The 19,825-nt window shown below is 34.5% G+C and carries 14 protein-coding genes and 2 pseudogenes; 10 read left to right on the top strand and 6 right to left on the bottom strand.

What is annotated here, in order from left to right; translation table 11 throughout:
• Positions 1-15 precede the first annotated feature (15 nt).
• The 10 genes from ACN0QX_RS13310 (at position 16) to ACN0QX_RS13265 (ending at position 17,107) form a co-directional block, all read left to right on the top strand.
• Positions 16-6,894 (top strand): HYR domain-containing protein, encoded by a 6,879-nt coding sequence (locus ACN0QX_RS13310; protein ID WP_417197623.1) that lies wholly within the window; start codon positions 16-18, stop codon positions 6,892-6,894.
• Positions 6,895-7,071: 177 nt separating this feature from the next.
• Entirely contained in the window at positions 7,072-7,863 is a 792-nt protein-coding gene (locus tag ACN0QX_RS13305; protein ID WP_417197621.1) for a hypothetical protein, read from the top strand.
• A gap of 145 nt (positions 7,864-8,008) precedes the next feature.
• On the top strand, positions 8,009-11,179 hold the full coding sequence (locus tag ACN0QX_RS13300; RefSeq protein ID WP_417197619.1) for a M14 family zinc carboxypeptidase: 3,171 nt from the start codon (positions 8,009-8,011) through the stop codon (positions 11,177-11,179).
• Positions 11,180-12,155: 976 nt separating this feature from the next.
• Positions 12,156-12,908, top strand: a complete 753-nt coding sequence (locus ACN0QX_RS13295) for a choice-of-anchor D domain-containing protein (protein ID WP_417197617.1) — start codon at positions 12,156-12,158, stop codon at positions 12,906-12,908.
• Between the two features lie 375 nt (positions 12,909-13,283).
• Entirely contained in the window at positions 13,284-13,571 is a 288-nt protein-coding gene (locus ACN0QX_RS13290; protein WP_417197615.1) for a hypothetical protein, read from the top strand.
• Between the two features lie 848 nt (positions 13,572-14,419).
• Positions 14,420-14,623 carry a hypothetical protein gene (locus ACN0QX_RS13285; protein ID WP_417197614.1) on the top strand — a complete coding sequence of 68 codons (204 nt, stop codon included), beginning with the start codon at positions 14,420-14,422 and terminating at the stop codon, positions 14,621-14,623.
• A 486-nt stretch (positions 14,624-15,109) separates the two neighbouring features.
• Positions 15,110-15,352, top strand: coding sequence for a hypothetical protein (locus ACN0QX_RS13280; protein WP_417197612.1), 243 nt, complete (start codon positions 15,110-15,112; stop codon positions 15,350-15,352).
• A gap of 523 nt (positions 15,353-15,875) precedes the next feature.
• A complete protein-coding gene (locus ACN0QX_RS13275; protein ID WP_417197610.1) occupies positions 15,876-16,058 on the top strand; it encodes a hypothetical protein in 183 nt (60 codons plus the stop codon).
• A gap of 39 nt (positions 16,059-16,097) precedes the next feature.
• Positions 16,098-16,316, top strand: a complete 219-nt coding sequence (locus ACN0QX_RS13270) for a hypothetical protein (RefSeq protein ID WP_417197608.1) — start codon at positions 16,098-16,100, stop codon at positions 16,314-16,316.
• A gap of 590 nt (positions 16,317-16,906) precedes the next feature.
• Entirely contained in the window at positions 16,907-17,107 is a 201-nt protein-coding gene (locus tag ACN0QX_RS13265) for a T9SS type A sorting domain-containing protein (RefSeq protein WP_417197629.1), read from the top strand.
• 143 nt (positions 17,108-17,250) lie between these two features.
• Here ACN0QX_RS13265 and ACN0QX_RS13260 read toward each other — a convergent pair whose 3' ends face one another.
• From ACN0QX_RS13260 to rpsR, 6 genes and pseudogenes are all read right to left on the bottom strand, one after another.
• Positions 17,251-17,310, bottom strand: a complete 60-nt coding sequence (locus ACN0QX_RS13260; RefSeq protein ID WP_417197627.1) for a hypothetical protein — start codon at positions 17,308-17,310, stop codon at positions 17,251-17,253.
• 207 nt (positions 17,311-17,517) lie between these two features.
• Positions 17,518-17,691: an ATP phosphoribosyltransferase regulatory subunit gene (locus tag ACN0QX_RS13255; protein WP_417197625.1), complete on the bottom strand. Its 174-nt coding sequence runs from the start codon at positions 17,689-17,691 to the stop codon at positions 17,518-17,520.
• A 275-nt stretch (positions 17,692-17,966) separates the two neighbouring features.
• Entirely contained in the window at positions 17,967-18,173 is a 207-nt protein-coding gene (locus tag ACN0QX_RS13250) for a hypothetical protein (RefSeq protein WP_417197606.1), read from the bottom strand.
• Positions 18,174-18,627: 454 nt separating this feature from the next.
• Positions 18,628-19,074: pseudogene (locus ACN0QX_RS13245) on the bottom strand (DUF6495 family protein).
• A gap of 86 nt (positions 19,075-19,160) precedes the next feature.
• Positions 19,161-19,600: pseudogene (gene rplI, locus ACN0QX_RS13240) on the bottom strand (50S ribosomal protein L9); the annotation flags it as partial.
• Positions 19,601-19,615: 15 nt separating this feature from the next.
• On the bottom strand, positions 19,616-19,825 hold a 210-nt coding region (gene rpsR / locus ACN0QX_RS13235), incomplete at its 5' end, for a 30S ribosomal protein S18 (protein ID WP_417197604.1).

Genomic DNA, 19,825 nt, shown 5'->3' with positions numbered 1-19,825 from the left:
ACAAACGATGCTACATTGCCAATTTCAACACAAGGTACAACTATTGTTACTTGGACCTATGATGATGGCAACGGAAATACAGCTACACAAACCCAAAACATCGTGATTGATGATGTAACAGCACCTACAATATCTTGTCCAAGCGATATTTTAACTACAAATGAAATTGGATTATGTACAGCTGTAGTAACCTATATAGCACCTACTGGTTCGGATAATTGTGGCATTTTTACAATTAATCAAATCGCTGGTTTACCTTCTGGTAGTGCTTTCCCTGTTGGTACAACAATAAATACATTTGAAATTGTAGACACTGGTGGAAACATAACAACATGCTCTTTTAACGTAACTGTTAACGATAACGAGGCTCCAACCATAACTTGTCCTTCAACATTGGTTGTCAACGCTGATAATAATTGTGAATCAACAACAGTTGTTTTAAGTCCGCCTAGTACTTCAGATAATTGTGGCATAGCTTCTGTAACCAATAATGCGCCTAGTATATTTCCATTGGGAAATACAACAGTAACATGGACAGCAACAGACAACTCTGGATTAACTAGTACTTGTACACAAACAGTAACAGTTATTGATGCAACACCACCTACTCTTACATGCCCAACTCCTAATGCATTATACCTAACTGATGCAGGCCAATGTTATAGCGCTCTTTCATTTACTGCAACAGCTTCAGATAATTGTAACGGAGCACCAATACTTACTTATGAAGTAGACGGTAATCCTATTAACTTTCCGTTTAATTTTCCCGTAGGAACAACAACTGTAAACGTTATTGCAAATGATGGAAATGGTCAAACGACAACTTGTAATTTTAATGTTACTGTTGAAGATCAAGAAGCGCCTACTATGATTTGTCAACCATTAACTATCACATTAGATGCAACAGGAAATGCATCAATTACAGCTACTGATATAGATAATGGTTCATCTGATACTTGTGGAATTTCTTCACTTTCTATTGATCAAACTAACTTTGATTGCTCAAATATTGGAAACAATACAGTAACGCTTACAGCTATAGACAATAACGGAAACGCTGCAACTTGCAGTACTACAGTTACTATTCTAGACTATGTGCAAAGTGCCACTTCAACAATAACAGCTTCAACATCAACAACAATCTGTCAAGGCACACCCGTTACCTTTACATCTTCAAATTCAAATTTAGGAGCGAACCCACAATATGAATGGTTTGTTGGAGGTGTTTCTGAAGGAAATAACAGTCCTACTTTTACAACATCAGGATTAAATAATGGTGATGATGTGTATGTTGAAATCACTTCTGGACCTTGTAACACTGTCACTGCTAGTAACAGTATTGTCATGACTGTAAATCCACTTTTACCTGTTTCATATACATTAAACGCTTCAAACAATCCTATTTGCTCTGGTGAAAACACAACGTTTTTTGTAACCGGTTTAACAAATGGTGGAGCCACACCAACTTACCAATGGTATGTAAATGGAACTCCTGTTGGTGGCAATACCAATTCATACGTATCTAGCAGTATAGCAGACGGCGATATTATTTCAGTTGATGTTTCCTCTTCTTTAGCCTGTGCAAATCCAGTGCCAGCTAGAGAAAGTATTACGATGACTGTCACACCGGATGCAACAATAAATTTAAACTCTGGAAATGATAATCAAACGGTTTGTAACGGCACCGCAATGTCAAACATAATTTATACTATTGGTAACGCTACAAATGCGACTATTACTGGTATTCCTACAGGTATTACTGGAAATTATACATCTGGAGTATTTACTATTTCTGGTACACCAACACAAACAGGTGTTTTTAATTATACTGTAATACCTGAAGGCTGCGGTAGTGCCATTGCCACAGGAATTATTTCTGTAGGTCCTGATGCAACAATTAATTTGCTTTCTTCTTCTGAAAACTCAAGTATTTGTAATAATAATTCTGACAACTTAAATCTTCAATTTCAATTGAATTCTGGTGCTAGTGGCGCAACTTTATCCAGTTCACCTGCCTTGCCTGCTGGTATTACAGGAGCATTTGATTCAGCTTCTGGTATTTACACTATTTCTGGTACCACTAATCAAGATGGTATTTATAACTATACCATTACCACAACAGGATGTGGGTCCGGAGAATCAATTTCAGGAATCATTACTATTTATAACGGCATACCTGCAGCACCTGGATCAATCGATGGGCCTTCATCTTTTTTCTGCCCAGTTAATCAAGCTGTATATTCTGTAGTTCCAGATCCTAATGTAGAAAATTATAACTGGACTGTATCAGCTGGTCTATCTATTCAATCTGGACAAGGAACAAATGAAATTGTAGTGTCAGTAAACGGACTAGCTATTAACGAAACCATCAGTGTATCAGCCAGTAATGCCTGCGGTACTTCATCAACTACTACTGACTCTATATTTTTCAACTTCACTGCAAGTGACATTGATGCAGGAAACGATATTTATATCTGTGCCGGTACAACATCAGTGCAAATGAATGGTGACGATGGTGGGTTAGACTATGATGAATGGACTTGGGACGATAATGGTGCTGGAGGTAGCTTCTCGACCCATTATCTTGGTCAAACTAGAAACTGGAGTTGGGGCTGTTGGTGCTATGTATATAATGATATTTACGACTACACAGAAACAAGCACCTATACCATTCCTGCAACAGCACAACCAGGTGACATCATAACCATTTCACTTATTGCAGATAACTGGTTTTGGTGTGATCCGCTTGAAAGCACAATGCGCATTCATATTTTAGAAGAGCCTGAAGCAGAAATTATTTCATCTGATGTTACACTATGTGAAGGGGAATCAACAACCATTATATTTTCTGGAACACCAGGTGCTAGAATAAGATATAACGACGGTTCTGGAAATACAAATGTCAACTTAAATGCAAGTGGTAATTATTCTTTAGCAGTATCACCTACTACAACTACAACTTATACATTAAATAGGGTACGCTACACCAATGGTGCTTTCCCTGGCAACGGAAACAACTGTGATGTATATCTTAACGAATCCGTAACCATTACTGTTAATGAACCTCCAACAGTAACTGCACCAAATGATATTACTATATGCGAAGGTGACACTGTTGATTTATCTTCAGCTAATATAAATGGCACCAATCACGTAGGTAGCTGGAGTTCTTCTGGAACTGGAACTTTTGGAAGTGGTATATATACTCCAAGTGCGGCCGATATTTTTAACGGCTCTGTGACATTAACCTATACAAATACACCTAGTGATGGTATTTGTCCAACTGTAAGTGATTCAATGGTAGTAACCATTAATCAACTCCCTGTAGTTAATGCAGGTGTAAATCAAACTATTTGTAGTGATGGTAGTATTATTTTAAACGGAACGATTGGCGGTAGCACATCTGCTGTGACATGGAGCGCTCCTAGTGGTGTTTTCTCAAACATCAATGACTTAAACGCAACGTACACACCAGCAATTTCAAACGGAACAATTACACTAACATTAACATCTAATGATCCTGCTGGTCCTTGTGGCCCAGACATTGATACAGTGGTTATAACAGTAAACCAAGCAGCTACAGTTTATGCTGGTATTGACAGTATTATTTGCTCTGAAGATACTGTAGATTTATCAACTGCTAACTTTGGCGGTAGCGCAACAACAGCCACATGGGCTTCTAGTGGTTCTGGAGTTTTCAGTAGCGGATTATATACACCAAGCGCAGCAGATATAGCAAATGGAAGTGTTACACTTACGTATACAACAAACAACCCTGTGGGAATTTGTAATGCTGTTTCTGATAGTATCGTGATAACCATTAACGAGGCTGCAAGTGTTAATGCTGGTAATGATATAAGTACCTGTGCCAATATGAATACTGTAACACTTAACGCCACAACAAATACTAGTGGTAATTGGTCTGGTGGTACAGGAATATTTGCAGATAGCTCTTCTCCTACTACAACTTATACTCTTGGTACTGGAGAAACTTCAGGAACTGTTACATTATCATTTACAACAGTAGACCCTGATAATTCTGGACCTTGCTCAAGTGCTTCTGATTCAGTAAACATCAATATCACACCATATGTTACTGCAAACGCAAACAACTTAACAGCTATAAATACATGTAGTGATACAACTATCCAACTACAGGCTAATGGTTCTGGACAATGGACAGCTATTTCTATACCTGCTGGTAGCACATATACTTTCTCTAACCCAAATGATCCTAATGCTACGTTTACAGGTGAAAGTGGTATTGATTACACCATTACTTGGACTATAGACAACGCTTCACCATGTGCCGATAATAGCGATTCTTTTTCTGTATCTTTTCCAAATTGTGGTAATTATATAGATTTTGATGGAGTTGATGACTATGTTAGCTTTGGAAATAACCATGACGTATCTGGATCTTTTAGTTTTGAATCTTGGATTAAACCTCATTCAATAAACGGGCAAATACAAACTATTTTCTCTAAAAGAGATGCCAATAATTTATCAACTGGATACGATTTAAGATTAGTAAACAATACCATATCATTTCATGCAAATGGTACATCCATTTCCGCAAATGGTATAACATCAAACAGATGGCATCATATCGCTGTAACATTTGACGGTAGTAACTACAAACTTTATGTTGATGGTATCGATATGAATACAAGACTTGGACCAAATCCAACATCAAACTCATACGCTATGTTATTAGGCGCTATGCATCAAATTAATGATATACCAACAAATCACTTTAATGGTTGGCTAGATGAAATTCGAGTTTGGAATATTGCACTAACAACAGCTCAAATTAGAGAAATGATGAATCAGGAGATAGAAGCAAACGGAACTTCTGTAAGAGGTACTGTTTTAGGATTAGATATTTCAGGATTAGCATGGACTAATTTAACAGCTTACTACCAAATGAATCAAGGTATTGACATTACTGCTGGAAATTTAGCAGATAACAGTGCTACGTCAACATTAGGTAATTTAGTTAATATGACAACGTTACAAGATGAAACAGCACCGTTACCATATATATCAAACCAAAATGGTATATGGAACAATGCTAATACATGGTTAAATGGCAATGTACAGTCAATACCAAATTCAAATGGTATCAATGGAAACCCAATAAACTGGAACATTGTGCGAGTTCAGCACGATGTTACTTCTGGTAACAGAGCGACAACTGTTTTAGGATTATTAGTAGATACAAATCGTTATTCAATTACTAATAATCAACGCTTGGATGTTACTAAATATCTTAAAATTGATGGTGTTTTAGATTTAGTTGACGAATCACAATTACTACAACCAAACGGTAGTATGGTTGATTATTCTGCTACCGGATATATAGAGCGTGATCAACAAGGTACTAACAATGTATTTAACTATAATTACTGGGGAAGTCCTGTGAGCTCTGCTGGTATAAGTGGCGCACGCACGTATACAGTTGGAGACATACTATACGACAGTAATACACAAGCATTATGGACAGGTGGTTATAATGGGTCTTCATCTCCTTTAACAATAAGTAACCGATGGATTTACGCATTTGCGGAAGGCGCTGAAAATGCTTATTCTGATTGGATTTATAAAGGACAAAACGGATCTTTTGATGCCGCTTTAGGGTTTACTATGAAAGGTAGTGGTACTGCAACAGCAACTCAAAACTACACCTTTAGAGGACTTCCTAACAATGCTGATATTGAAACTAGTGTATCTGCCTCGGCAACTCTAAACCACCAAACACTGGTTGGAAACCCATATCCTTCAGCTATTGATGCCCAGACATTTATTAGAGATAATATTCCAGGAGGAAATGCTGGAACAACTGGCAGTATTGACGGAACTTTATATTTCTGGAAACAATCATCAACAAATAATACGCATCTTACAGTAGACTATCAAGGTGGTTATGCAACATACAACCTATCAGGAGGAAATCCTGCTGTTTCTCCTCCGGAGATAAATGGTGTTGGTGATGCCAGTGCTACCACGCCAAAACGCTTTGTTCCTGTAGCACAAGGTTTCTTTGTAACCTCTGCCAATTTAGGAGACCAAGTCACTAACACAGTTAGGTTTAAAAATACTCAACGTGCTTTTGTGAAAGAAACTTCTGGAAATTCAGAGTTCTTTAAAAACGCTCCTGTAATACAACAAAGAAATGAGACCGATGAAATTACTGATGATATTCAGCGTGTACGTTTGCAATTTAAAACTCCTGAAGGCGCTACAAGACCGCTTCTATTAGCATTTACACCTGATAATGCTGCATCTGATGATTTTGATTATGGATATGATGCCGAAAACGCAGATTTTGTTCCAAACGATATGTCTTTTGTCATAGAAAACAAAAAATACGTAACCCAAGGTGTTGGCAGTTTTGATTCTGAAAAAAGATATCCGCTAGCTATTGATTTAGCTAATAATGGAAACATTGAGGTATCGCTGGTTGACCTTGAAAACTTTGATGAAACCATTACCGTGTATTTACATGATGCTCTTCTAGGAACTTATACCTTATTAAACACTATAGATTACAGCATAAACCTTGATGCTGGAAATTACGAAAACAGGTATTTTATCACGTTTGAAGAAGATCAAACATTGCATGTAACAGAAACTAGTATTACCAATACTATTGTAAATTACTTAAATAGCTCTAATGAAATATACATTAAGGTACCAAATACAATGACTGTAAAACAGGTATATTTAATTAATATTTTAGGACAGACTGTTAAATCATGGAATGCAAGTAATGCACCTATTTCTAATGAATGTAAACTTCCTGTTGAGTACATATCAGAAGGGAATTATATTATTAAAGTGCAAACCAATAATCAGGCTACAATAAACAAGAAAATTATTGTTAAATATTAATCTTTATTAAAAATCATAGTATTAAAGCTCTCAATAAAATTGGGAGCTTTTTTGTTTTAAAACAATTTCAAAAAATGCATTTCAGCGATTTTTTTTGCATTTCGTAGATTTTTTTAAACATTTTTTTTATATTGCCACACCCAAACAAACAAAACATTCATTTAAACCCAAATCAAAATGAATAAAACTACCTACTTATGGATCATGGCATTAGCTTTAATTTTGCCATTTACACAACCTACTCTAGCGGCAAATACTCAAGAAACCATTACCAATAACGCAATTCAACGTGTACGTATTGATTTTACAATGCCAAATGGGTATGTAAGACATTTGCTATTAGCATTTACTCAAGATGGTTCGGCCACAGATGGATTTGACTATGGCTATGATGGGCGTAATATTGATGACTTTCCAGATGACTTAAATTGGATGATTGAAGATGAGCGTTTTGTTATACAAGGTGTTGGTGCCTTTAATGAAACAAAGCAATATCCTTTAGGCATGTTTTTAACCAACTCTGGTGAAATACAAATCTCTTTAAACAGTCTTGAGAATTTTCAATCAGAAATAGATGTTTATATATATGATTCAGTAAATAATACATCAACACGTCTTCAAGACACAAATTTTGAAGCGCTTCTGTCATCAGGGACATATCTTGATCAATTTTATATTGCCTTTGAAGATAAAACAAATCAAAATGGTGCTGCTTTATCTATAAATGAAAACACATTTAGTGACGCTTCAATAAATTACATCTTAAACTCAAAGCAACTTTATATTAAAACAAAAGAGAATTTTAATTCAATAACACTGAATAACATTAATGGACAGAAAATAAAAACTATACCAGTGTCTCCTACTCAAGAAATAAAAATTCCACTTTACAATATATCAGAAACTTACCTAATTGTGAGTATTCATAATCAAAATAAAAGCTCAAGCAAGGTAATTATTAGGCCATAATCATAATTTTTTTACAACTGAAAAGTCCGATAAAATGTAGTAAAATCGTACAAAATTGCATTTCATCGGATTTTTTTTACACTTTATGGATTTTTTAAAAAATTTTATTCTATATTAGCACCATTCAAATTCATTAAAACAAAACATGATGAAAAAAAATACTCTTCTTTTTGTAATAACATTGCTAGCACTACAAATGTCTTTTTCTCAAGAAGTTTACAAAAAAGTAAGCATCTCAAACACAAACCCTTCTGTAATTCATATTTTAGATATTGAAGGTATAGACTTAACATGTGGAGCTGTTTTTAAAAACAACTCATTAGAAATAGAACTTAACGAACATCAATTAATAAAACTAGATGAAAATGATATTAGCTATAATATCCTTATAGAGAATATGGAACAATTTTATAGCCAACGCGCTATAGCCAATCTTCCGCAAGCTAGTTTAGAATTGCAACAAATGAAACAAGAACAGCAAACCATGTTGCGTTCGTATAGTGTAGACGAAATATTAAATAACGTTGGTCAACATGATGGTTGTGATGAAATAGACTGGAATATTCCAAACAACTGGAGTATTAATGATGCTATAAACTACCCATCAGAGAGTAATCATTTTGGAGGTTGCTTAACCTATGATATGATTTTAGATGAATTAGATGCTATGAAAACCCAGTATCCTAATTTAATATCAACTAGAGCTAATGCCTCTCCATCAAACCAAAAAACCTATGAAAACAGAACCGTTTGGATGGTTCGTATTTCTGATAACCCTGAAATTGATGAACCAGGAGAGCCTGAAACCTTATATCAATCACTAATTCACTCACGTGAAGCTGCAACTGTAATGAATCAGTTATTCTTTATGTGGTATTTATTAGAGAATTATGATTCTGATCCTGCAATTAGAAATTTGGTAAACAATCAAGCTTTATATTTCATCCCTGTTTTTAATCCTGATGGATTTGTACATAACCAAAATGCCTCTCCTAATGGTGGTGGCGGACAACGTAAAAACAGAAACTCTTCTGCTTCAGGATCTTGTTCTACATATTTAGAAGGTATAGATTTAAATAGAAATTCAGCATATTATTGGGGTAACGGAGGATCCTCTACAAATTCTTGTAGCGATACATATATGGGAACTGGACCTTTCTCTGAAAATGAAACACAAATTATGCGTGATTTCTTTTTAGAACATGATTTTAAACTTGCATTAAATCATCATTCATATAAAAATGCTGCGTTACATGCCTATGCCGGAATAGATCAAGCTAATGCTAGAGCAGATGAATACTCAAAGTACAATTATGATATGACTTATTATAATAGATTTGCTCATGGACCAAGTACCTATATTAGCTACCTAAATAGTGGTAATATGAACGACTGGATGCAAGGTGGTCCTGCTGGTACAAGTGCAAATGGCACGCCTAGCGGAACAGGATCTGGTAAAAACACATTATCATGGACTCCTGAAAACGGATTATCTTCTCAAGGAATAGGTGGAACCTATGGCGGCTTTTGGCCACAGCCATCACAATATGTTCATATCGCTAAAAATGCAATGCGCATGAATTTTATGGCTGCATACTTTAGTGGTAAATATGCCAAGCTTCATGACTTTAACCAAAGTAATATTGCTAACCTATCAGGTGATTTAAAATTTGCTGTTGAAAATTTAGGACAAACAGCAAGTAATTTCACTGTTACCGTTACGCCTGTTTCTTCAAACATACAGTCTGTAGGAGCTCCTGTTGTGCTTTCTGGTATGACTGTATTACAACAAAATGATGTGGCCATTAACTACACATTAAGCCCTAGTATTCAAACAAATGATAAAATAGAATTTAAAGTTGTACTAACAAATGACTATGCTTCTGACAATGTTTTATACGAAGCTAATATTGTAAAACATTACACACCAACCGTTTTATTTAATGGAGACGCATTGTCTAACTGGAGTCAAACCACAGGAACATGGTATAGCACTTCAAACGCTTATTCTGGCACTGCTATAACATCAACAAATGGAGGTTCTTACAGCAACAGTTCAACAAAAAGAATTCAAATGAATGGTTCTGTAGACTTAAGCGGACTACCTAGTTCTGTTATTCAATTTTATGCTAAATGGGATTTAGAGCGTAGTTTTGATTATGTACAACTAGAAGGATCTACAGATGGCACAAACTGGACGCCACTTTGTGGTAAGCTTACAAAGCCAGGAGCTCCAGACGCTAATAACACATATTCAGGAAAATCATCAACTAATAATGATTTTCAACCAGACGGAGAGCCTCTTTATGATGGTGACACTCAAGGCAGATGGAATATGGAAGAATATGTTATTGATGCATCAAACAACAGCTTTCTTTTTGAAGAAAACACTGTTTACTTAAGATTTGAGTTTAGAACAGACGGCAGCAACAGACAAGACCGTTATGCAAACATGAATTTTGAAGGGTTTACTTTTGATGAATTTAAAATAATAGGCATTCAAATTCCTTGTGAAACAACAGTTCCTACAGGATTAATGGCTACAAGTATTACTGCAAATTCTGCTACAGTAAGCTGGGATAATGTTCCTTCAGCAACCTATACATTACGATATAGAGTTGCAGGTACATCAACTTGGACAGAAGTTACAAACTTAAGCAGCCCTGATAACGACCTAATAAACTTATCACCTGAAACAATTTATGAATACCAAGTACGTACACATTGTAGCAGTAGTTTTTCTTCATATTCTAGTTCAGAACAATTTGCCACAACCGCAGTGAACTATTGTGATGCTGAAGGAGATGACATAGGTGAAGAGTATATTAGTGCTGTAACCATAAACGGAACCACTAGCAATACAGAATCATCAACAAGTTCAGGGTATTCTGATTTAACAAGTACTGTTTTTACATTAGATTTAAATTCTACAGGAAATACAATTAGTGTATCAAAATATTGGACAGGAGACTTATATAACGAAGCAGTGTCAGTTTGGATCGATTTTAATCAAAATGGCACGTTTGAAAATTCAGAAAAAATATTTGAAAGCGGAGCTTCCCAAAACAACCCTGTAAGTTCGACATTTAATGTACCAAATATACCTACAGCTAGCACTGGAACAACTAGAATGCGTGTAATAATGAAATATTTTGGAGGTACAGGAAACACAGCAGATGATCCTTGCGAAACATTTAATTATGGTGAAGTTGAAGATTACACTGTAGATATTATAGATTCTACATTAAACACAAGTACTTTTAGTGAAAGTGATATTTCAGTATATCCAAATCCTTTTAATAATACACACAAGTAAATTAAATAACATAAATACAAGTGTTGGAATAAATGTATATGACATTAGCGGCCGGTCTGTATTAAGTTGAAAATCAATCGCCTATAAACAATGAGATTTTAGTAAATAAATTTAAGCTCATTATCTAGCGGCACTTATTTTATAAAGTGACCGATAATACTACACAATCTCATATTATAAAGAAATTATAAAAAATAAGAGGTGTAAACAAATAAGGCTGAAAAAGCAGTTTTCAGCCTTTAAACACCTAAAAACAACAATTTAAAGTTAAATTGCATTTAATCGATTTTTTGCATTTCACAGATGTTTTTATTTATATTTGTATAATTATTAATCAATTAATTAGTCCAAAACTAAATTAATCTGCTTATGAAAAATATTACAATTTCAGTAAAGAAGCATAATTTTGTACTTTTTGTGCTTTTTATTTCAAATTATAATTTTCAGAATATTGATGTATAAACGGCGATAATACAAGCGATGTTGTATATTCAACAACAGTAGAGTTCAGATCACTAATATTAATAATAGTTCTGGAGATAGTTGGAATAGTACAAATGAACTCTAACACTCACTGCTATATCAAAACAAATTAACTCGAGGTAATAATTTTTTGGTTCATGTTCATTATATAAATCCTTTCCTATAATGAAGGTTTTGAAGGAGGATACTGGTTTGGGTTGATACATAATGATGATGGACCAACAGATTTTGCTTCATGCAGGAGAAGAATCTTTATACGGAAGCACCACAAATAACACATCTGTATCAGGAACATTTACAGTGGTGGAATATGGGGAGTATATGTAGATACAAAATGGGGTTTTCTATGATTATACACACAGAGCCAAATTCAAACGGTGTGGTTTAGTTTAGTTTTCAGTGAAAACAATTAAAGATTATACCAAATAATATATCTCGATGTTCACCACAACCCGAATTAATTTGGTTGGAAATGGTAACACTATAAACAATAGTGACAGCACCAACAACAACAGATGACACTGATTTTGGAACTATAAATGAAGGCGCTACAAGAACCCATACATTTACAATTCAAAATTTAGGAAGTTCAACCTTAAATATTGGCACAATTACAAGTAGTAATAGTAATTTTATTATAACATCTACACCATCAGCTACAATTGCAAGTGGAGCTTCCTCTAACTTTTCTGTACAATATGCTCCTAGCACCTCTGGTACAGTAACATCTGTAATACAAATTGCAAATAATGATAGTAACGAAAACCCATATACATTTACAGTACAAGGTAATGCCAATCCATTACCACCTATGTATACGGCGTACTATGAAAATTTTGATTCTAATAATGGAGGCTGGACAACACAACAAGTACCAATGATTCATGGGTATGGACTAATGGCTTTGGAACAGCAAATGAAATGGGAGAAGGTTCATTCTGGAATACAAACTACAATAACTATAGTAACAATACTAATATTGTTGTTCAAGTCCGTATTAAATTTTACAGGATTAAAAGATCTTAAATTAAGTATTGACATTAAATATAATACGCAAAGTAATACAGACGGAATGCGAATATTGTATTCTGTTAATGGTAATCCTTTTGTTCTTTTAGGCTCAAGTGGTAGCGGAACAAAATGGTATGGCGGTAATGTTAGTGCATTAAGTTCTGATGGATGGAGCGGAGACGGACATTCAGCAGATCCTACTAATCCTCATAGCCAATTTGAAAGATCTTCATAACACTACCTAACGGAACATTTTCTAATGTATCTAATGTAAGGTTTAGAGGCAATTTAGATCTGACAATAGCACAACCAAGATGGTGCTGCTCGATAACGTATTAATTGAAGCTAATCCTATCACAGCATTATCGGCGCAACAGTTGCTCTGCTAACCTGACAGGAAACTTAGGTTGGCGTGGCTAAACCAATACGGGTATTTCGTTACAGATGGTAGCAAATTAACTAATTGGGAAGATCAAGTGTTATGATACATCACTAGATAAAGAAGATGCTTACGCTTCAAACACACTCACACCAACATACAGGGATAACATAAATAGAAACATGAATTATAATCCTGTGAACTTTGACCATGATAATATAGAATACATGAATGGTAAAGGTGGATACCGCTCAAGACTATTTTGCTGTATTTAGAAGTGATGATGAAGTAGACACCATTGTTTCGGAAGCTATTCTCCTGGTAAGAATTTGTAATTGGTGGAAGATTCTCGACGAAGCTTATCACGAAGATGCAACTGGTTTAGCAATGGGAAGTTCTACAGCTCGTTACAACAATGAAGTATTAGCGCATAACATAAGTTCTTTCCCTAATGCTTCAAATGCAGGACCTAATGACACTCCTATGGTAGAGCTTTTACTTCAACAAGTACACTTATAGAAATCACCCTATAATAGTTAATGTTAAAACCAACGCTTCGGTACTTTGTCAGAAATTTATAAAAATGGTAAACGTATTGATAACACTACCGGTCAAGCTGGTAACGTACCAACCTAAACTTTAATGAATTTAATAATTTACAATTTCTTATAGGTACAGACGAAGTGGTAATACAGGAAGAACAACATCTCAAATGAATGGAATGATAACCGAAATCATTTCATATACATCGCCAAACTCTGCTATTAACCAACAAAAAATACAAAGCTATCTAGCTGTAAATACGGAGTTACACTTCAAGATGCATCAAGCGGATTAGCAGATCACAGATTAAATGACGCAGACTATATTGATTCTCAAGGATCATAATTTGGGATACAAGTGATAATGCAGGCCACAACTATGATGTTGCTGTATGGACGTGATGATGCCTCCTTATTAGATCAACGACAATCTAGAAGTCAAAAATGACGAAGTTGATGGATTAGGACCAACAAGTGATTTTTAACCATGGCACTAACTGACACATATAATACAAACAAAGAAAATATAGCAAATACAACAACATTAAATGACAGAGAGTTTTTAATGTGGAAATAATAATGCTGACATTAACGGTGAACCAACTGTTGTTAATGTTGATATGAGTGCCAATATAGGAGATCCTTCATACAAACAATTGTTACCTTTACTGCATTCCACGTATTTGGAAAGTAAAAGAACATGGTGGCGATATCCCAAAAGTTGAGGTTTCCATTCCTGTGAGTGCTGTAAGAACAGCTAACCCTCCCGATGGTAAATATTTAATGTTTATATCTAAAAATGGAATTTTGATCCTTCTGCAGATTATGAGTAATGACAGAATCTGGAGGCTATATATGGGCTATGATTTGATGGCAATGAATATATCACATTTGGTTGGGCTCCTAACGCGAGTTTATAGATCTATTTACTTCAATGGCTCTACAGATTACGTAGACATGGAAGATGCATTAGACTTAAACCCTACAGGATTTACAATTTCGGCATGGGTAAACGCAAACACTAATTGAACAACACCTCTATCTTCTTAAAAGAAATGCAGCATATAGAAGGATACGACTTTAAAATAACAAGTACGGAAAATTCCAAGTATCTTGGAAAAGGCTTCTGAAGCATGCAATCAGCCAACTTCTAATACAAATAATTCCAAAAAATCAATGGCATCAATTAGCTGTTATTTATAACGGTACGCGAGCTTTCTTATATATTGATGGATTATTAGACAACGAGGCTAACTTATCTTCTCGGCATAATAAACCAATCTTTTTATATAGCTGTTGTTGATAAAAAATACACCTCAAGCATTTTTCCACGGAAATATTGATGAGTTCGTGTATGGAATACAACTTTGACATTAATCAACTCACTATATCATGAACCAAGATTAAAGAAAATTCAACCTTGTTGGTGGATCTTATTTTGTAAATAGAAGTATCACACCTACTAAAAATGATATTGCAACTTTACCTTGGAGTGATTTAGCAGGATATTATCCTATGTCTATCTACACCTACACAAACACAAAAGATGAATCTGGTAACGGTCATCAAGGTGCTTTAAGAAACTTAAAAACTGTTGATAAACAAACTGCGCTATTACCTTATATTTCTGCCGCTAGTGGTGGTCTGCAGATGCAGATGCTACTTGGGAAAATGGAAACATGCAAACTAAACCAGGTGCAAATTTATTGTAGACAACACTATAACAGTAGACTGAATATTGTTAAAACCAAATCATAATATTACTATGGATAATAGCGGACTTGCTACAGTAAATGCTGAAACAGAAACTTACTAGCTTTATTGTTGACAGTAATGAACTAACAGTAGATGGAGACAATACAACCGAAAATCAGCTATGGTGTTACAATTTCTCATTACCTTAATCAGATGGTAAAATAGATTTAGAAGGAGAATCTCAACTTATTCAACTTTAGATAGTGATTTAGTCGTAGGAACTTCAGAAGCCTAGAAAAGACCAAGGAACACAAGATTTTTATACTTACAACTATTGGTCTTCTCTGTTGGTACAGGAACATCTGCGTCAAACAACTACAGTTACTCACTAAATAACAATATATTAAGACGGAACAACACCTGCTACACCTTCAACATCACGTTTGTTAGTGTTATACGGTGCCACATCACCAAGCTTGAGTATTGCTCATTATTGATTTGGAAGTTTGAAATTTACAAGTGGTGACTATTCTTCTCGGCAACACGTTAGAAATACAGGTACTATTTTAGCGGAGAAGGATTTACTATGAAAGGTGTTACTGATACTGGCGGAACAGTGTCATTAGAGCAAAACTACGTGTTTGACGGAAAACCTATCAACGGCGATGTTAACCTAACAATAAACGCTGGTAACGATTACCTTGTTGGAAACCCTTATGCTTCTGCCATAGATGCCGAACAATTTATACTGATAATGGTGCTAGGTTAGATTATACAGACTCATCAAAGTTCGTGGAACTTATCTCAAATGAATCTGATCATAAGCGGAACACTATGTTTCTGGGAACATTGGGGTGGCGGTTCTCATGTTACTGCTGAATATCAAGGCGGTTACGGAACATACAATTTCTCTGGTGGCGTACCTGCTGCAGCTATGGCACACCAGACTGATGTAGCACAAGTAGGAACGGAACAAAACACCGGACGTTATATCCCAGTTGAACAAGGGTTCTTTGTAAATAAGTGATAACTTGAACCATAAACTTCAATAACGGTCAACAGTATTTCAAAAGAAGGAATCCAAGCGTTTGTATTTATGAAAACAGCAATTCAGCATCTACTACGAAAACAACAAGAAATTGTTGATGAAAGAATGAAACTGCATTGGCAACTCTGAAACACCATTCACAGACAGTTATTGGTTACAGTTGATGATAGAGCACAGCTGTGAAGACTGGGGATTTGATGCAGAAATAATTGATGATAAAGAATATCAAATAGACGATATGGCTTGCCAATTGAAGATAAAAATACACCGTACAAGGTATCAATGAAATAAAACTACAACAATTCTTCCTCTGAAATACATACTAGTACTGACGGAATGAACAATATCACAATTGATATTTTAGAAAACGTTCCTAATGATTTAAATATTTATGCAATAATGATAAAGAGTTAAATATTTATCACGATTTAAGAAAGCAACTATGATTTTCCTTTAGCTGGAGAATATTTAGATCGTTTTGAAATTACATTTCACGATGACAATCTATTAAGTGTTGATGAAAATGAAATTGCAGATACACTGCAAGTTTTCTATGCAAACAGTAAAGTATTGTTATTCAAAACCCTAAATTAGTAGATTTAAAATCTGTTGAAGTATTCAATATTTTGGGACAATCTATCTATACCTTTGATGATTTAGAAACAGCAATCACGGTAGAACTTAAAACAAATAAAATTAGTACAGGAACATACATATTACATCTTAAAACAAATGATGATAATACGACAATCACTAAAAAGTATTGGTAAAGTAAGCCTGATTAAAGGATTTATATTAAAAAGCCCGAAATTAAGTTTCGGCTTTTGCTATGATAATTGAGATACTAATTGTGTGAGCGTTACTGATAATTGTTCACCAGAAGCCATATGTTTTAATGCATACGTATTGGTTTCTATCTCTTCTCTCCTACTATAACAACATAAGGAATATTACGCTTATTAGCGTGATTCATCTGTTTTTTCATTTTTGCTGCATCGTGGATAAAGTTCAGCGTTTATGTTATTTGCTCGCAACTCTTAATAGCTTTCATGCTAAATAAAGCTTTATCTCAAAATTAATAAAGAGTACATCGATATTTTTAGTAACAGTTTCTGGAAATAAGTTTAATTCTTCTAGAACTAAATAAATTCTGTCTAAACCAAAACTAATACCAACACACTTACATTCTTAAACCAAACATACCTGTTAAATCGTCATAACGACCACCACCAATAGATCCATGGCTACTCCTCTGGTGCTGATACTTCAAAAATTGCTCTGTGTAATAATTCAGTCCGCGTGCTAATGTAACATCTAACTGTAGTTTGGCTGTACTTAATCCTAATTCAGAAATTGCAGCATCAATAAATTTAATTCTTCAATACCTTTTTTCCTTCATCAGATGTACTTAATATAGTTTCAAGCTGATTAATTTGTGTTGCAAAATCACCATAACGAAAACAAAGGTTGTAATTCATCTATTCCTGTTTGCGGAATACCTTTGCTCAACATTTCTTCTTTTACTTTTTCCTCACCTATCTTATCAAGCATCAAGCGCTACAGTAAAATCTATGTTTTCATCACTTGCTCCAATTCCAGCAACACCGAAGAATTTTTCTGTTGTTAATTTTAATAGTAACTCCATCTAGCTTTAAAGCAGTAAAACGGCATCATACAACTGTACAAACTCACTTCTTGCCACAACGACGTAGAACCTACAACATCTGCATCACATTGATAAAACTCTGAAACGTCCTTTTGTGGTCTGTCGGCACGCCAAACAGGTTGCATTTGATAGCTTAAACGAAACTCTACTCGTTTGATGTTGTACCACATATCTTGCAAAAGGTACGGTTAAGTCTAACGAAGTGCTTTTTTCAGATATTTTAGGTGTTATTTTTCAGAATCTTTTCTCATAAAGTGTATCATTTACTTTTTTTAAAAAATCTCTGATTAATATTTTGAAAATCAAACGATCACCTTCATCACCATATTTTCCCATTACGGTGTCAAATTTTCAAAACTTGGTGTCTCAATGGGTTGAAATCAAAACGTTCAAATTGTGTTTGAATGGTATTAAAAATATAGTTTCGTTTTGCTACTTGTTCTGGATTAAAATCTCTAGTACCTTTAGGGATGCTTGGTTTTGTGCTATAGTAATTTTTCACGTATGAAAATCTCTTTATATTATTAAATATACATACCTTTGATGTTTCTTGATATGATAAAACAAAAATAATGGTTTTAATTTGAAAATAGGCGTTTGCCTATTCAGAATAAGTTTATTAGTTTATGTTTTTAAGACACTGCATAAGTCGCCTTTTGTAATGACTCCACCTTGCTGAATGGCTTAAACTTGTCGGCATGTTTGTCTTCAGAGTAGTCTTTTTGCTTGTAAAAACTCTACATTTTCATCCATTAAATTTTCTCGTAACAATCAAAACCTTCTCTTGTTGTTAAGTCTATTGGTGTATTAAGTTTTACGGCAATAACGTGTGTAGTCATTCAAGTTAAACAAATGCATTTGTTGTGGTGAAATATGCTCTATATAAGTTACTTTAATAATACGCCTCCCAAACCAAATCACTAAAAACGTCTAGTTCTTGCTCTGCAACCTCTGGTTTATTGGTTTTAATATCTTCCCATTCGTCGGCTGTTATAGATTGTGTTGTTAGAAAGTTTATAAATTCTTTATGTAACTCTTCAAATTGTTCTTTGTAAGTCTTGAATACTTCATGAAAATTTATTTACTATGATTAGAATGAAAGAAAAAGTCTCAACAAGGTTGAGGCTTTTAGTATAATGTAAATTGTTTAAGCTTACAATAACCTCGAATGGTAATTCAAAAGTTTTCTCTGTGTAAACGTATAACAGCATTGTACTGTCCTAAACGCAATGTTACCACCAGTGATGTTTTATGAATTTCTTGTCAATAGTGTGACCTTCTTTTTCAAAAAGCTTCTACAAGATCAATTTAGTTACAGAACCAAATAATTTATCTCCTGCAGATGCACCTTCAGTTGCTTTTGCTTGAATTTTAATATCTAAAGCTTTAATTGCTTCAGCAGTTTTGTTTGCTTCGTCAATTACTTTCTTTCTTAAAAGCGCGTTGCTTTAAGTTTTCAGCTAAACTTTCTTTGCTGAAACAGTTGCTAAAATCGCTTGTCCTTGAGAATTAAGTTTCTACCATAACCGTTCTTAACTGTTACAATATCGTCTTTAAATCCTAAATTCTCAACGTCTTGTTTTAATATAAGTTCCATTGTTATAGTATTATGTTATTTTAATAAATCTGCTACGTAAGGCATTAATGCTAAATGACGTGCTCTTTTTACAGCTACAGATACTTTTCTTTGGTATTTTAAAGAAGTTCCTGTTAAACGACGTGGTAAAATTTTACCTTGCTCGTTTACAAACTTTAATAAGAAGTCTGGATCTTTATAATCAACATACTTGATTCCAGATTTCTTGAAACGACAATACTTTTT

It is taken from the genome of Bizionia sp., from assembly GCF_048259285.1.
Taxonomy (GTDB): Bacteria; Bacteroidota; Bacteroidia; order Flavobacteriales; family Flavobacteriaceae; genus Algorimicrobium; species Algorimicrobium hallyeonense.
This window is presented reverse-complemented; position numbering and strand designations above follow the sequence as displayed.

Excerpts from the sequence above, each read along its gene's own strand:
- ACN0QX_RS13305 (WP_417197621.1), top strand. The coding sequence starts at position 7,072 with ATGAATAAAACTACCTACTTATGGATCATGGCATTAGCTTTAATTTTG.
- ACN0QX_RS13275 (WP_417197610.1), top strand. The coding sequence starts at position 15,876 with ATGAAAGGTGTTACTGATACTGGCGGAACAGTGTCATTAGAGCAAAAC.
- ACN0QX_RS13270 (WP_417197608.1), top strand. The coding sequence starts at position 16,098 with ATGAATCTGATCATAAGCGGAACACTATGTTTCTGGGAACATTGGGGT.
- ACN0QX_RS13250 (WP_417197606.1), bottom strand. The coding sequence starts at position 18,173 with ATGTGGTACAACATCAAACGAGTAGAGTTTCGTTTAAGCTATCAAATG.
- ACN0QX_RS13280 (WP_417197612.1), top strand. The coding sequence starts at position 15,110 with ATGTCTATCTACACCTACACAAACACAAAAGATGAATCTGGTAACGGT.
- ACN0QX_RS13290 (WP_417197615.1), top strand. The coding sequence starts at position 13,284 with ATGGTAAAGGTGGATACCGCTCAAGACTATTTTGCTGTATTTAGAAGT.
- ACN0QX_RS13300 (WP_417197619.1), top strand. The coding sequence starts at position 8,009 with ATGATGAAAAAAAATACTCTTCTTTTTGTAATAACATTGCTAGCACTA.
- ACN0QX_RS13285 (WP_417197614.1), top strand. The coding sequence starts at position 14,420 with ATGAGTAATGACAGAATCTGGAGGCTATATATGGGCTATGATTTGATG.